This window comes from Leeuwenhoekiella marinoflava DSM 3653 (genome assembly GCF_900129005.1).
In the GTDB taxonomy this organism is placed as follows: domain Bacteria; phylum Bacteroidota; class Bacteroidia; order Flavobacteriales; family Flavobacteriaceae; genus Leeuwenhoekiella; species Leeuwenhoekiella marinoflava.
Genome location: NZ_FQUN01000006.1, coordinates 263,789 through 279,117, shown reverse-complemented (window position 1 = coordinate 279,117; position 15,329 = coordinate 263,789). Strand labels below are relative to the sequence as shown.

The window sequence follows — 15,329 nt, the reverse complement described above, 5'->3', positions numbered from 1 at the left end:
TATAATGTTTAGGTTAGCATACCGCCATCTACCTGAAGCACTTGACCAGTAATATAGGCACTCATATCACTTCCTAAGAAAACACACGCATTAGCAATATCTTCAGGAGTTCCGCCACGTTTTAATGGAATTGCATCTCTCCAACCAGCAATTGTTTTTTCATCTAATTTAGCAGTCATTTCAGTCTCGATAAAACCAGGAGCAACTACGTTTGTACGTATGTTACGAGAACCTAATTCTAAAGCCATAGATTTTGAAAAACCTATTATACCTGCTTTTGAAGCAGCATAATTTGCCTGACCAGCATTACCTTTAACTCCTACAACAGAACTCATATTGATGATACTTCCGTAGCGTTGTTTCAGCATCGTACGTTGTACGGCTTTAGTCATATTAAAAATAGACTTTAGGTTAACTTCAATAACTTTATCAAAGTCTTCCTCGCTCATACGCATCAATAAATTGTCTTTTGTAATCCCGGCATTATTAACCAACACATCAATAGAATTAAAATCTTCTGAAACCTGCTTAATAAGCTCCTGGCATTCTTCAAAAGAAGCTGCGTTAGATTTATAGGCTTTAGCTTTAACTCCTAAAGCGATTAATTCTTTTTCTAATTCTTCAGCCGGTCCAGCAGAAGAACTGTATGTAAATGCTATATTAGCACCATTTTCTGCAAAAATTTTTGCGATACCATTCCCTATTCCGCGGCTAGCACCCGTTATAATTGTATTCTTTCCTTCTAAAAGTTTCATTCTAATTGAGTATCAAATATTAGTTAGTTTGAACAGCGGTAAATATAGCAAACTTGAACTGTTTGCTCATAAAAAAACCGACACATTAGGTGTCGGTTTCAAAATAAAAGTGGTAAAAATTAAGCTAAAAGCTCAGCTACTTTTTTACCTATTTCTGCAGGAGAATCAACGACATGAACTCCGTTTTCTCTTAATATTTTTTTCTTGTCTGCAGCAGACTCACCTTCACCAGAAACAATTGCACCTGCGTGCCCCATCGTTCTACCAGCTGGAGCAGTTTCACCAGCGATAAATCCTATTACCGGTTTTGTAGTACCGCTAGCTTTAATCCAACGTGCGGCATCAGCTTCTAACTGCCCCCCTATCTCACCAATCATAACTACAGCTTCAGTCTCAGGATCGTTAATAAGCAATTCTACAGCTTCTTTAGTAGTAGTACCGATGATTGGATCTCCACCTATACCTATTGCAGTTGTGATACCTAAACCTTGTTTTACAACTTGATCTGCAGCTTCATAAGTAAGTGTTCCTGATTTAGAAACGATACCTACTTTTCCTTTTTTGAAAACAAAACCTGGCATAATACCCACTTTAGCTTCTCCCGGAGTAATAACACCTGGGCAGTTAGGACCTATAAGTCTGCAATCTTTATCTTTAATATAATCAGCGGCTTTAATCATGTCTGAAACAGGAATACCTTCAGTAATTGCAATAATTACTTTAATTCCTGCATCAGCAGACTCCATAATCGCATCAGCAGCAAATGCCGGCGGAACAAAAATGATAGATACATCTGCTCCGGTTTCTTTTACAGCTTCTTCAACAGTATTGAAGACAGGCTTGTCTAAATGGCTTTGACCTCCTTTACCCGGAGTTACACCACCCACTACATTTGTGCCATATTCAATCATTTGACCCGCGTGAAAAGTACCTTCACTACCGGTAAAACCTTGTACAATTATTTTGGAATCTTTATTTACTAAAACGCTCATGAGTTGTTTGAATTTTGTGGTAACAAAAGTAAATTTTTATAGATGAATGCTAAAGGATTTTTATGACTTTATACGGATGTGTGCATCATTATTATGAGGATCTTCATCACTAGGCTGACTTATCTGATAGCCTTTATAGAGCAAACCATCTTTTAATTCCCAAATCGCCATAAAATGGATTATGCCTACTTCTTCTTCAGGGTTTTCTACAGTTTTGATATAGTAAGTAAGACGGGCACTAACCTTATCATCTTCTGCGATCAAATGACTGATTGACGACCTGAGTGAGATAAATGATTTCCCCATTTCTGAAGACATATCAGCAATATCGCTATAAGTCATTTTTGAGAAACCGGTAGATGCATTCCAATACAATTCTGCATCTTCATGCAAATATTGCTTTAGAACACTAGAATCATTAAAAAAGTCTGATTCATATAAACCTCTCACAAGGTCTTTAGCTGATTTACTCATTTTATTTTTTTATTTGTTCTAAAATATAAGGAATTTGACGAATTGACGCCAGTTCCCTAAACTTTTTCTTGCTGTCTTCGGCAGGTGTCCCTAAATATGACTTACCACCTTCCAAGGTTCTCCCTACACCACTTTGGGCAAATATTGTAGCTTTCTCTTTAATAGTAATACCGCTGGCAATCCCAACTTGTCCCCAGATCACAACATCATCTTCAACAATAACACATCCTGCAATACCAGACTGGGCCGCAATAAGCACACGTTTTCCTATTTGAGTATCGTGACCTATGTGTACCTGATTATCTAGTTTTGAATCTTCACCAATTATAGTGTCTCCAGAAACCCCCTTATCTATTGTGCAAAGTGCTCCAATATCAACAAAGTCATGAATAACAACTCTACCGCCAGAAACCAATTTATCAAAACCGGTATCCCGTTTTTTATAATAGAAAGCATCTCCTCCTAAAACAGCTCCGGAATGTATGGTAACGCCATTTCCTATCACAGCATTGTCGTAAATGGTAACATTTGCGTGAATTAAACAATCTTTACCTATTTTGACATTATTGCCAATGAAGCAATTAGGTTGGATTATTGTTCCTGTTCCTATTTGAGCAGTTGCAGCTATTGAAGCTGTTGCTTTCTCAAAAGGTTTAAAATAACGGGTGAGTTTATTAAAATCAGAAAAGGGATCTTCAGAAATAAGTAAAGCTTTACCTTCTGGACAATCTACTTTTTTATTGATCAAAACAATCGTAGCAGCAGACTCTAAAGCTTTGTCGTAATATTTAGGATGGTCAACAAAAACAATGTCACCCGGTTCAACAACGTGAATTTCATTAATTCCGTAAACTGGAAATTCAGCATTGCCTACAAATTCAACATCAAGAATTGTAGCAATCTGAGCTAAGGTATGTTTTTGTGGAAATTTCAATTGCTATTCTTTAATACGCTCTTTGTAAGTACCCTTTTCAGTTTCGACCTTGATCTTATCTCCTTCATTTATAAATAAAGGTACAGAAACTTCTGCTCCTGTTTCTACAGTTGCAGGTTTTGTTGCATTAGTCGCGGTATTTCCTTTAACTCCAGGCTCTGTAGCTGTTACAGTAAGTATCACGTGAGCCGGCATATCTACTGAAAGTGGTAACCCATCTTCCGTATTAATCGCGATAGAAACAACCTCCCCTTCTTTTAAAAGTCCGGGCTGATCTAAAGCAGATTCTAAAAGGCGTATCTGCGTATAATCATCAGTATTCATAAAGTGATACCATTCGCCATCTTCATATAAAAACTGATATCCTTTAGTTTCTACACGTACTTCTTCAATCTTATGACCCGCAGAAAAGGTATTATCTAACACTTTTCCGTTAGTAACACTTTTTAATTTTGTACGAACAAAAGCAGGACCTTTACCTGGTTTTACGTGTAAAAATTCAATAATCTTATAAATATCGTGGTTGTAATGAATACACATTCCATTACGAATATCTGATGTATTTGCCATAATTAAATTTTAATTCTATGCTATTCCGCAATGCGGAAAAAAATTAGTTTGTTGTAAAATAACCTTTCATAATACCGCGCTGCGAATTCCTAATGAATTGAAGGATTTCATCTCGCTCTGGAGTTGCTTCCATTTCAGCTTCAATTATATTAACCGCCTGCGTGTTGTTGTAATTTTTCTGATAGAGTATCCTGTAAATATCCTGAATTTCTCTAATCTTTTCGGTAGAGAAACCTCTCCTTCTCAATCCAATAGAATTGATACCTACATAAGAAAGCGGTTCGCGTCCTGCCTTCACATAAGGAGGCACGTCTTTTCGCACTAGTGAACCACCAGTTACAAATGCGTGACTACCAATTGTGCAAAATTGTTGAACTGCTGCCATACCAGCCAAAACAACGTAATCTCCAACAAGAATATGACCAGCTAAAGTACTGTTATTTGAAAAGATACAGTGATCACCTACGATGCAATCATGTGCAATATGACTATAAGCCATAATCCAACAGTTGTTTCCTATTTGAGTTTTCATACGATCAGAAGTACCACGGTTTATAGTAACACACTCTCTAATGGTTGTGTTGTCACCAATAATAGTTACAGTATCTTCATCTTCAAATTTCTTATCCTGCGGAACAGCAGATATTACAGCTCCCGGAAAAATACTCACGTTTTTACCGATACGTGCACCTTCCATTATGGTTACGTTAGATCCTATCCAGCTGCCTTCACCAATAACCACATTATTATTAATTGTGGTAAAAGGCTCTATCACTACATTTTTAGCGATTTTGGCGCCAGGATGAACATATGCTAAGGGTTGATTCATAAATCTAGTCTTTCTTTACTTTTACGATTTGAGCCATAAGCTCTGCTTCAGAAACTAATTTGCCGTTAACATACGCGCTTCCTTGCATATGACAGATTCCTCTGCGAATTGGTGAAAGTAAATCTAATTTAAAAATTAATGTATCGCCTGGTACAACTTGTTGTTTAAAGCGAACATTATCTATTTTCATAAAATAAGTCAGATAATTCTCAGGGTCTGGAACGGTACTTAGAACGAGAATACCCCCAGTTTGCGCCATCGCTTCTACCTGAAGTACTCCTGGCATTACAGGTGCTCCTGGAAAATGCCCAACAAAAAAAGGCTCGTTCATCGTAACGTTTTTTAAACCTACAACTCCCGTATCTGTTATTTCTAATATTTTATCTACCAGTAAAAATGGTGAACGATGTGGCAACATAGCCATAATCGCATTCACATCTTTTACTGGCGGCTTAGATAAATCAAAATTAGGTACGTTATTACGTTTTTCTAATTTGATGATTTTTTTTAGTTTTTTTGCAAACTGCGTGTTCACATAATGCCCGGGTTTATTAGCGATTACCTTACCTTTTATCGGCATACCCACAAGTGCAAGGTCACCAATTACATCTAATAATTTGTGACGTGCAGCTTCGTTAGGATGATGTAGCGTAAGGTTATCTAATATACCATTAGGCTTTACTGAAATAGAATCTTTATTAAAAGCTTCTCTCAGTTTGTCCATTGTTTGTGGAGATAACTCTTTATCTACATAAACAATGGCATTATTAAGGTCACCACCTTTAATCAAACCATGTTCAAGAAGCATTTCTATCTCGTGAAGAAAACTAAACGTTCTTGAGTCTGAAATTTGGTCTTTAAATTCTGTTATACTTTTTATGCTGGCATTTTGAGTGCCTAAGATTTTTGTGCCAAAATCTACCATCGTAGTAAGTTGATACTCATCAGAAGGCATCAACATAATCTCACTACCTGAGTTTTCATCTACATAACTGATTACTTCAGTTACAACATATTCTTCTATGCAAGCTTCTTGCTCAACAATTCCTGCCTTTTCAAGTGCTTCGACAAAAAACTTTGAAGAACCGTCCATTATAGGAGGTTCAGAAGCATTTAGTTCGATACAAATATTATAAATACCTAGCCCTACACAAGCAGCGAGAACGTGCTCGCTTGTTTGAATATGAACTCCCATTTTTTCGAGGTTTGTTCCTCTTTGAGTATTCACTACATAGTCTGCATTAGCTTCTATTATAGGCTGACCTTCAAGATCAACACGTTTAAAAAACATACCCGTATTTTCTTCCGCAGGTTTAAATGTAAGGGTCACGTTTTTACCCGTATGTAAACCAACGCCGGTCAAGGAAACCTCACCGGCGATTGTTTTTTGCTTTCCTTCAGCTTTACTTATCATTGGATTTTTGTTTTTCCAAATTATTTATTTGTTGTACCAAACCTGGTAAATTTTTAAAATGTACATAAGACTTATTAAAGTCACTATATGATAATGCAGGAGAACCTTGTACGGTCTCGTCGTCTTTTAAATTACGACCAATTCCTGACTGTGCCTGTATCTTAACTCGATCTCCAATAGTTATATGACCCACAATACCTACCTGACCACCTATAAGACAGTTTTTACCGATTTTAGTTGAACCAGCAATCCCTGTTTGAGCAGCAATAGCTGTGTGTTCACCTATCTCAACATTATGAGCAATCTGTATCTGATTATCTAGCTTTACCCCTTTTCGAATAATTGTAGAACCCAAAGTAGCACGGTCTATAGTTGTACCTGCACCTACATCAACATTATCTTCAATTACTACATTACCAGTTTGCGGAATACGGCTGTATTCACCAGACTCATTAGGAGCAAAACCAAAACCATCTGCACCAATTATAGATCCGCTATGAATATAAACGGTATCGCCAAGAATACTATCTGAATAAATTTTTGCTCCTTGGAAAATGACACAGTTATTACCAATAACACAATTGTCACCAATGTAAACATTGGGATAAATTTTTACATTATCACCAATTCTCACATTGTTCCCCAAGTAGGCAAAAGCACCTAAATAAATATTCTCACCATAGGATGCACTATCAGAAACAAAAACCGGTTCTTCTATTCCGGTTTTATTAAGCTTCACCTGATTGTAGTATTCCAAGAGTTTTGAAAACGATTTATAAGCGTCATCTACACGTATAAGCGTTATATCAAGCTCATGTTCGGGTTGAAAATCTTTGTTTACTATAGCTATTGAGGCTTTAGTCTTATATATATATGAGGTATATTTAGGATTCGCTAAAAACGTTAGCGATCCCTGCTTTCCTTCTTCAATTTTTGAAAGTTTAGAAACTTCTACTTCAGGATTGCCATCTACAGAACCTTCTAAAATTCCAGCAATTTGTTCAGCTGTAAATTTCATCATCGCAAAAATAGAAAAAAAGGGTTAATTTAAATGCTTCGGGTAACAGATATAGTTTTTTGTAATCACCTTGGAGAGCGCCTTAAGACTCAATTGATCACTTGCTGAAATCACATCAACGACCTTTCCTTTTTTTGTCAAAATATTAATGGCTTCTTTTTTAAAGGTATAGGCTTGATTGGTTATTGCTCCTGTAAAAACAAAGTAACCTGCTTCTTCTTCAGAAATATTGTATTGTTCTTTTACTCGCTCTTTTTCAGTTTTAATAAACTCACTTTTAAAAGGCTTTTTCTTTATTTTAATTCGCGGAAGCCGGCGATCTATAATTATTTTACAAAGCCTGCTTAAAACAAAATCTTCTTCGTCACACCAGGCTTTCATTGCTGAAATGATATCATAATCATCTAACAACGAAAAAACTTCAAGTGCATACTGATCAAAAACACCTTCTGCGTTTTTCTTTTTAAGAAAAAAAGCCAATGGCTTACTTGCTGGTAAGTCAACACCCATTTGAGTCAGCTCTTTAGCACGCATTAAAACACGTACTAAAATTTGCTCTGCGACCAAACTGGTTTTATGTAAATAAACCTGCCAGTACATCAAGCGACGTGCTACGAGAAACTTCTCTATGGTGTAAATTCCCTTCTCCTCTACCATCAACTCGTCATTTTTCACATGGAGCATCGCAAGAATACGGTCTGTATTGATGTTGCCTTCAGCCATACCTGTATAAAAACTGTCCCGTTTTAGATAGTCGGTACGATCCATATCTAATTGCCCGGACACTAGCTGATGTAAAAACGGTCGGTGATAGCTTCCCTTAAAAACATTAAGAGCAAGGGTTAAACTTCCGTTAAACTCCTCATTGAGCGCCTGCATAAATTGAAGCGATATTTGCTCGTGATGCACGTCTTCTACAATACTATTTTCCATAGCATGAGAGAAGGGACCGTGACCAATGTCGTGAAGCAAAATTGCAATCATTGCAGCCTGTTTTTCGTCTTCAGAAATCTCAACACCCTTTTGTTCAAGCTTTTCTAAAGCTTTTCTCATAATATGCAAGCAACCTATCGCATGATGAAAACGGGTGTGATGAGCTCCGGGATATACTAAATATGACATCCCCATCTGGGAGATTCTGCGCAGCCGCTGAAAGTATTTATGCTCAATAAGATCAAAAATAAGTCCTTTAGGTATCGTAATAAACCCATATATAGGGTCGTTAATTATTGTAAGTTTGTTAGAAGTCTTCAATAGAAAGGCTTTAAATTATTTACGCTAAAGCGCATTTGAGTTGGTTTTATAACCAGTTCTATAACAAAGATACTATTATGAGTACGATAAAAATACTGTGGGTTGATGATGAGATTGATTTACTTAAACCACATATCCTTTTTTTAGAAAAGAAAAATTATGATGTTACCACCTGTCAAAGTGGTACGGAAGCCATAGAATTAGTTGAAGAACAGAACTTTGATGTTGTGTTTCTTGATGAAAATATGCCCGGTTTAACAGGACTTGAAACGCTGAGCGAAATAAAGTCAAAAAGAGACACTCTACCGGTAATTATGATTACCAAAAGTGAGGAAGAATATATTATGGAAGAAGCGATAGGTTCTAAAATCGCCGATTATTTAATAAAACCGGTGAATCCTAACCAAATTCTTTTAAGTCTAAAAAAGAATCTAGACACAAGCCGTTTAGTTTCAGAAAAAACGACGCTCAATTACCAGCAGGAGTTTAGAAAAATTGCAATGGATATGGCTCAGGTCAACTCTTACGAAGAGTGGTCAGAACTTTATCAGAAGCTTATTTATTGGGAATTAGAGTTAGAAAGCATCGAGGATCAAAGTATGCAAGAAATTCTTGAATCTCAAAAAACGGAAGCCAATAATCAATTCTTCAAATTTGTAGAACGCAATTATGAAGATTGGTTTACTGATGAAGATAGACCTACGATGTCTCACACTTTATTTAAAGACAAAATCGTTCCGCATTTAGGTAAAAGTGAAGATCCAGTCTTATTAATAGTAATCGATAATTTAAGATACGACCAGTGGAAATCTTTTGAGCCTATTATAAGTAACTATTATAAAAAAGAAAGCGAAAGCACATATTATAGTATACTGCCTACAGCTACCCAATATGCGAGAAATGCAATTTTCTCTGGATTGACTCCTAGTGATATGGAAAAAAAGCATCCGGATTTATGGCTGAATGATACCGATGAAGGTGGAAAAAACATGAATGAAGATAAATTCTTAGATGCTCAACTTAAACGCTTAGGCTTAAATTTAAAATGGGAATATCATAAGATTACCAATCTTAAAAGCGGAAAGAAACTAGTAGAGAATTTTAATGCTCTTAAGAATAATGACTTAACCGTATTGGTTTACAATTTTGTTGATATGCTTAGCCATTCTAAAACAGAAATGGAAGTAATAAAAGAGTTAGCAAGCAATGATAAGTCCTATCGTTCACTTACAGAAAGTTGGTTTAAAAACTCGCCTTTGTTAGAAATGATTCAAAAGTCGCAACAACTCGGTTTCAAAATCATTCTCACAACAGACCACGGAACCATAAATGTAAAAAACCCTTCAAAGGTCATTGGTGACAAAAACACCAGTTTGAATTTGAGATACAAGACTGGTCGTAGTTTAACTTACGAAAAGAAAGATGTCTTAGAAGCAAAAGAACCAAAAGCAATCCACTTGCCTACTATTAATATGAGTAGCTCATTCATTTTTGCCAAAGGAGACCTTTTCTTCGCTTACCCCAATAATTATAATCATTACGTTAGTTATTTTCGCAATACCTATCAACATGGTGGTGTATCATTAGAAGAGGTTATCATTCCTTTTGTAGTTTTAAACCCCCGCTAATGGAATAATTTAAAACGAATAGTATGGAAATAGACTATGATTTATCTGAAGTGAGTAATATCGCAAAAACGTTGATTGATCATTTAAAATACTCTACAATTCTATTTTATGGTGATTTAGGTGCGGGTAAAACAACACTTATAAAAGCTATTGTTAAAGAGTTGGGCTCGAATGATAAGGTTTCGAGTCCAACTTTTTCGCTTATTAATGAATACAGAACAGCAGATAATCACACCATTTTTCATTTAGATTTATACCGCCTAAAAAACGAAAATGAAGCCTTTGATCTTGGTATTGAAGAAATATTGGAGACTGACAGTCTAAAATTAATTGAATGGCCTCAAAAAATTAACACTTTACTTGAAAATGATGTCCATTCAGCGAAAATTAGTTCGATTAATGTAACTAAACGAAAAATAGAGTTTCAATAAAATGTTAAAAATACGTTAATGGGGTTTTATCCCTTTTGAAGAAATTTCTTACACGTCGAACTTTCATTAAAAGTTGTACTTAAAATTTGTACGAGTAAATTAATTATTCATAAATTGGCACTAATAATATAATCGTTGAAGTGCGTTAAATAAATTATTCTAGTTGCAAAGGTAGTGTTATTATAAAATGCGGATTTGTATATAAGGTTTTTGATATTTGAATCAACAAATCATTAATACTCAAACACATTTTATTATTATGAAAATTAAAGCATTACTCCTAGGTCTTTTAATTGCAGGCGCAACAGCAGTTACATACACAGCACAAGAAAGCAACGCAGACTATGCAGCGAAAAAAGTTGACCCAACTAAGATCAGAGTCCCTACTAACGGGTAGTCTTATTGCTGCTTTTATAGCAGCAACGCCATACTTTTTTTATTTATATGAAGGTTTTCCAGACGTAAAAGTTTGGGAAACCTCTTTTTTTGGATTTGATATTCGCTATGAAAGTGGTTTTTATCAAAGTGTGAATGTAGCAGGATGGTTATTTTTTAGCAAACTTATTCCACTTATGCTGTTATTAATATGGTTTTTTACTTGTAAACATTGGTGGTACCACGCCCTAATTATTCCTATATGTATGTTTCTTTTTCAGATATATAGTTTGTTTAACGAAGATGTATTTTACAAGGACAGTATTGAAATTTATTATTTAGCTCCATTGATATTAATTGCATTTATATTTCTTTACACTATAAGAATGAAAATCTTTGATCGTATTCATAATATTGATCTTTCTGAATTGGAACGGGTTTCTATTAAAGGAGATATTAAAGATGAACAAGTCAATTCTAAATATACTTCAAATGATAATGATGATGATGATGATGACGAGCCCTTATATATGGGTTAATCAATAAAAATCTTTCATTATAAATCAACTTTTCTATTCTCTATATTTATACTTACTTTGAGGTCTAGTATTCCATAATTTTTAAAATGATTTCAAACAGTCCGTTTACACGCGAACAACTTATTCCACAGGAAGAAAAACTTGAAATAGAGCAACGTAAAGGTTCTCTTTTTATAGGTATTCCTAAAGAAAATCATTTTCAGGAAAAACGAGTTTGCCTCACACCAGATGCTGTTGGCGCTTTAATTGCTCACGGTCATCGAGTTTTAATGGAATCGAAAGCGGGTGAAGATGCTCGTTTTACAGACCATGATTATTCTGAAGCAGGAGCAGAAATCACCGCAGATCGTTCTAAAGTTTTTGGTTGCCCGATGGTTCTTAAAGTAGAACCACCATCGCTAGAAGAACTCGAACTGGTTAATCCGCAAACGGTAATTATATCTGCCCTTCAGTTAAAAACACAAAAGAAAGAATATTTTAAAGTTCTTGCCACAAAACGTATAACCGCACTCGCTTTTGAATTTATCAAGGATGCAGACGGCACTTATCCTGCTGTTAGAGCTTTAAGCGAAATTGCCGGCACTGCATCAGTGCTTATTGCTTCTGAGATTATGTCTCGCCAAGATGAAGGAAATGGTTTGATGTTCGGTAATATTAGCGGTGTACCTCCTATTGAAGTTGTGATTATAGGTGCCGGAACAGTAGGTGAATTCGCTACACGATCTGCTCTAGGACTTGGAGCTAACGTAAAAGTTTTTGATAATTCTCTAACTAAACTGCGTAATCTTCAAGTTAATGTAGGACACCCCTTATATACTTCTACAATTCAACCTAAAAACTTATTAAAGTCTTTACGACGTTGTGATGTAGCTATTGGAGCGGTAAGAGGTAATGATCGCTCACCGGTTATTGTTACCGAAACAATGATCGAATATATGAAACCGGGCTCTATTATAATTGATGTAAGTATAGATATGGGCGGTTGTTTTGAAACGAGTGAGGTTACTTCACACGATAAGCCTACATTTATAAAACATGGTGTGATACACTACGGCGTTCCTAATATTCCATCTAGATATGCCCGAACGTCTTCACTTTCAATCAGTAACATTTTCACACCATACCTTCTTGAAATTGGTGAACATGGCGGACTAGAAAATAGTCTGCGTATGAACAAAGGTTTAAAAAACGGGTTGTACTTTTACCGCGGAATTTTAACCAGTAAATCTGTCGCAGAATGGTTTGACCTTCCGTTTAGAGATATTAATCTCCTGTTTTTTTAATTCTTAATCCGTTACATGAAATTTTTATATAGATTCGGTTTTTACTTAGGTGGCTTTGCTATTGGTCTTATTTTGTTAGCATTTTTTATCAAAGGAAGCGGTGTTGAATTGCCTTCTTGCGATTATATGCCTAATGCTCGAGTTTTAAAAACCATTAGAAATAACGGGTATTCACTTTCTGAAAATGCTGAAAAACAGCTAAGCGCTTTAAAGCTAGATACAACTGACCTCAATACGGTTTTCTTAGAAGGCGAAGTAGATTTCAGTAATAGTGATACTCAAAAAGAACCTTGTGGATTTTACACCATTAATTCTCAAAAAACAATGCCAACCCCTATCATTACAACTCTCGAACTTTGTGATGAAAAATTTGAAGTTCTTAGCATTTCAGAAATGAAATAATATTTAAAAAAATGATCACAAAAAAAGAGTCTTTTAAATACTTAAAAGACTCTTTTTTTTGCTAACTGAAAAATCCAATTAATTATTCAATTTTTCGGCGTTTGCGTTCTTCTTGAATTAATGTTAGCTCTCTGTTTGTTTGACCAGCAACTGATGTGTTCTCTTCGGCGCGTCTTATTAAATAAGGCATCACATCTTTAACGGGGCCAAAAGGTACATACTTAGCAACATTATAACCGGCTTCTGCAAGATTATAGCTGATGTGATCACTCATACCATACAATTGCCCAAACCAAACTCTAGAATCATCATTTGCAATTTCCTTTTGCGCCATTATTTCTATCGCCAGATAATTACTTTCTTCATTATGTGTTCCTATAAATGCCCAAATATCATCAAGGTTGTCAAAGATGTAAACCAGCATCGCATTAAAATGTGCATCTGTTTCAGGTTTATCTTTACAAATAGGAGAAGCGTAGCCTTTTTCATCTGCTCTTGCACGCTCCTTTTCCATATAAGCGCCACGAACGATTTTAATTCCCAAATGATATCCTTTGTCAATACCATCAAGATGCAATTCTTTTAGATAAGCTAAACGATCCCAACGATAACACTGTAGCGTTGTAAACACAATAGGTTTCTCTTTATTGTAAGTCTGCATCATTTCTAGTACCAAATCATCAACAGCGCCCTGCATCCAGCTTTCTTCGGCATCTATAAGCAGTTTTATGTCACAAGCTTTTGCTTTATTACATACTTTATGAAAACGTTCTTGAATATGTTGCCATTCTTTTTCTTCAGTAGGAGTTAGTTTTTCGTTTTCGGTAACTTTTCTCCAAACTTCAAATCTCCCAAATCCGGTAGGTTTAAAAACAGAAAATGGCATTCCTGGTCTATTTTTAGCAAATTCTATAAGACTGATCACCCGTTCTAAAGCCGCATCAAAAAGAGCTTCAGTTTCTTTTCCTTCTACAGAAAAATCTAAAACTGAATGTACATTTTTATCATACATTGCATCAATAGTTGACACACAATCTTTCTCACTTACACCGCCACAAAAATGATCAAAAACAGTGGCACGTATCAGTCCTTCTACAGGCAAGCTTGCATTCAATGCAAAACGTGTAACGGCAGTACCTATCTTTACTAAAGGTTGTAGCGATATCATCTTAAATAGAAAATATGCACGCTCTAGTTCACTATCTGATTTTAAAGCGAATGCATTTTTAGTATTGTCAAATATTCTTTGCTCTAACATATTCGAAAATTTAGGCGGCAAATATAATTAAATCACAAAGGGAATTACCTAAAAAGATATTAATTTCACAGCCCAAAATAACTTTAACATGCAAGCAATTCAAGCAAAGGATTACAAAATAGCTTTTGGGAATCACGGCTACGAAAATCTGAATGTCTTATTAAAAGAAAAAAACTACAGTATACTTTTTATTTTAGTAGATAGTAATACACACGAGTATTGCTTGGCTCAGTTCCTTCAGAATGTTGAAACCAGCCAAACTATAGAAATTATTGAGGTTGATCCCGGTGAAGAGTTTAAAAACTTAGAAACTTGTGAAGGAGTTTGGAATGTTTTATCTGAATTGAATGCCGATCGCAAAAGTGCCTTAATAAATCTTGGTGGTGGCGTGGTTACAGATTTGGGTGGTTTTGTGGCTTGTTGTTTTAAACGAGGAATAGATTTTATAAATATCCCTACTACCCTACTCGCGATGGTAGATGCTTCTGTAGGCGGAAAAACCGGTGTAGACCTTGGTCCCTTAAAAAATCAAATAGGTGTCATTAGTAATCCTGAGATGGTTTTAATTGACACTACTTTTCTAGGTACACTTCCTATAGAAGAATTGCGCAGCGGTTATGCTGAAATGCTTAAACACGGACTTATAAATTCTGAAAGCTATTGGAATACTGTAAAAGATACAAAATATTCAAATATTGAAAGTCTGGGTGAGTTAATTAGACAGTCTATCGCTATCAAAAATGAGGTTGTTTTAGAAGATCCATTTGAGCAAAATATTAGAAAAAGTCTCAATTACGGACATACTTTAGGCCATGCTATAGAGTCTTACTTTATGGAAAGTGATGAAAAAAACCGTTTGCTTCACGGTGAGGCTATTGCTGTTGGCATGGTGTTAGCTAATTTTCTTTCTACCGAACTTAGATCTTTAGGTAAAGACACCTGTGATGAGACTTCTAAAGCTATTTTAAGCTTTTATCCATACATTAACTTTGAAGAAAAAGATATTGAAGCGATCATTACATTGCTTAAATACGACAAGAAAAATAGTCACGGTCTTATCTATTTTGTGCTCCTTGATGCAATAGGCAAACCGGTATTAAATCAAGAGGTTTCAAACGAACTGATTTTTAAGGCTTTTGACTATTATAAAAAATTAAGCAATAAATAATAGAT

The 15,329-nt window shown here is 35.4% G+C and carries 16 protein-coding genes; 6 read left to right on the top strand and 10 right to left on the bottom strand.

Annotation, left to right across the window (positions count from 1 at the left end; translation table 11 throughout):
• Positions 1 to 8 precede the first annotated feature (8 nt).
• The 9 genes from fabG to BUB91_RS05930 all read right to left on the bottom strand — a co-directional run bounded on the left by fabG (position 9) and on the right by BUB91_RS05930 (position 8,240).
• A complete protein-coding gene (gene fabG, locus BUB91_RS05970; protein WP_073098218.1) occupies positions 9 to 755 on the bottom strand; it encodes a 3-oxoacyl-[acyl-carrier-protein] reductase in 747 nt (248 codons plus the stop codon).
• Positions 756 to 874: 119 nt separating this feature from the next.
• Positions 875 to 1,747, bottom strand: coding sequence for a succinate--CoA ligase subunit alpha (gene sucD / locus BUB91_RS05965; RefSeq protein WP_073098216.1), 873 nt, complete (start codon positions 1,745 to 1,747; stop codon positions 875 to 877).
• A 60-nt stretch (positions 1,748 to 1,807) separates the two neighbouring features.
• Entirely contained in the window at positions 1,808 to 2,221 is a 414-nt protein-coding gene (locus BUB91_RS05960; RefSeq protein ID WP_073098213.1) for a nuclear transport factor 2 family protein, read from the bottom strand.
• A gap of 1 nt (position 2,222) precedes the next feature.
• The gene (locus tag BUB91_RS05955; protein ID WP_073098211.1) at positions 2,223 to 3,155 is read right to left on the bottom strand and encodes a UDP-3-O-(3-hydroxymyristoyl)glucosamine N-acyltransferase; all 933 of its coding nucleotides are present in this window, start codon (positions 3,153 to 3,155) and stop codon (positions 2,223 to 2,225) included.
• Positions 3,156 to 3,158: 3 nt separating this feature from the next.
• Positions 3,159 to 3,725 carry an elongation factor P gene (gene efp, locus BUB91_RS05950; protein ID WP_073098209.1) on the bottom strand — a complete coding sequence of 189 codons (567 nt, stop codon included), beginning with the start codon at positions 3,723 to 3,725 and terminating at the stop codon, positions 3,159 to 3,161.
• A gap of 43 nt (positions 3,726 to 3,768) precedes the next feature.
• The gene (gene lpxA / locus BUB91_RS05945; protein WP_073098207.1) at positions 3,769 to 4,554 is read right to left on the bottom strand and encodes an acyl-ACP--UDP-N-acetylglucosamine O-acyltransferase; all 786 of its coding nucleotides are present in this window, start codon (positions 4,552 to 4,554) and stop codon (positions 3,769 to 3,771) included.
• A 4-nt stretch (positions 4,555 to 4,558) separates the two neighbouring features.
• Entirely contained in the window at positions 4,559 to 5,968 is a 1,410-nt protein-coding gene (locus BUB91_RS05940; RefSeq protein WP_073098205.1) for a bifunctional UDP-3-O-[3-hydroxymyristoyl] N-acetylglucosamine deacetylase/3-hydroxyacyl-ACP dehydratase, read from the bottom strand.
• Complete coding sequence (lpxD, locus tag BUB91_RS05935) at positions 5,958 to 6,986, bottom strand: UDP-3-O-(3-hydroxymyristoyl)glucosamine N-acyltransferase (RefSeq protein WP_073098203.1); 1,029 nt, start codon at positions 6,984 to 6,986, stop codon at positions 5,958 to 5,960. Before lpxD ends, BUB91_RS05940 begins: the two co-directional genes overlap by 11 nt.
• 24 nt (positions 6,987 to 7,010) lie before the next feature.
• Positions 7,011 to 8,240: an HD domain-containing protein gene (locus tag BUB91_RS05930; RefSeq protein ID WP_073098201.1), complete on the bottom strand. Its 1,230-nt coding sequence runs from the start codon at positions 8,238 to 8,240 to the stop codon at positions 7,011 to 7,013.
• A gap of 77 nt (positions 8,241 to 8,317) precedes the next feature.
• Here BUB91_RS05930 and porX point away from each other — a divergent pair, with 77 nt between their 5' ends.
• The 5 genes from porX (at position 8,318) to BUB91_RS05900 (ending at position 12,898) form a co-directional block, all read left to right on the top strand.
• On the top strand, positions 8,318 to 9,868 hold the full coding sequence (gene porX, locus BUB91_RS05925; protein ID WP_073098300.1) for a T9SS response regulator signal transducer PorX: 1,551 nt from the start codon (positions 8,318 to 8,320) through the stop codon (positions 9,866 to 9,868).
• A gap of 23 nt (positions 9,869 to 9,891) precedes the next feature.
• Positions 9,892 to 10,299 carry a tRNA (adenosine(37)-N6)-threonylcarbamoyltransferase complex ATPase subunit type 1 TsaE gene (gene tsaE / locus BUB91_RS05920; RefSeq protein WP_073098198.1) on the top strand — a complete coding sequence of 136 codons (408 nt, stop codon included), beginning with the start codon at positions 9,892 to 9,894 and terminating at the stop codon, positions 10,297 to 10,299.
• 359 nt (positions 10,300 to 10,658) lie between these two features.
• Positions 10,659 to 11,213 carry a hypothetical protein gene (locus BUB91_RS05910; protein WP_073098194.1) on the top strand — a complete coding sequence of 185 codons (555 nt, stop codon included), beginning with the start codon at positions 10,659 to 10,661 and terminating at the stop codon, positions 11,211 to 11,213.
• 86 nt (positions 11,214 to 11,299) lie between these two features.
• The gene (locus tag BUB91_RS05905; protein WP_073098192.1) at positions 11,300 to 12,496 is read left to right on the top strand and encodes an alanine dehydrogenase; all 1,197 of its coding nucleotides are present in this window, start codon (positions 11,300 to 11,302) and stop codon (positions 12,494 to 12,496) included.
• 15 nt (positions 12,497 to 12,511) lie between these two features.
• Positions 12,512 to 12,898 carry a hypothetical protein gene (locus BUB91_RS05900; protein ID WP_073098190.1) on the top strand — a complete coding sequence of 129 codons (387 nt, stop codon included), beginning with the start codon at positions 12,512 to 12,514 and terminating at the stop codon, positions 12,896 to 12,898.
• An 82-nt stretch (positions 12,899 to 12,980) separates the two neighbouring features.
• On the opposite strand, the gene BUB91_RS05895 is transcribed toward BUB91_RS05900, so the two are convergent.
• Positions 12,981 to 14,156 (bottom strand): proline dehydrogenase family protein, encoded by a 1,176-nt coding sequence (locus tag BUB91_RS05895; RefSeq protein WP_073098188.1) that lies wholly within the window; start codon positions 14,154 to 14,156, stop codon positions 12,981 to 12,983.
• A gap of 88 nt (positions 14,157 to 14,244) precedes the next feature.
• Between BUB91_RS05895 and aroB the strand changes: the two genes are divergently transcribed.
• Entirely contained in the window at positions 14,245 to 15,324 is a 1,080-nt protein-coding gene (gene aroB / locus BUB91_RS05890; protein WP_073098185.1) for a 3-dehydroquinate synthase, read from the top strand.
• Positions 15,325 to 15,329: the final 5 nt, after the last annotated feature.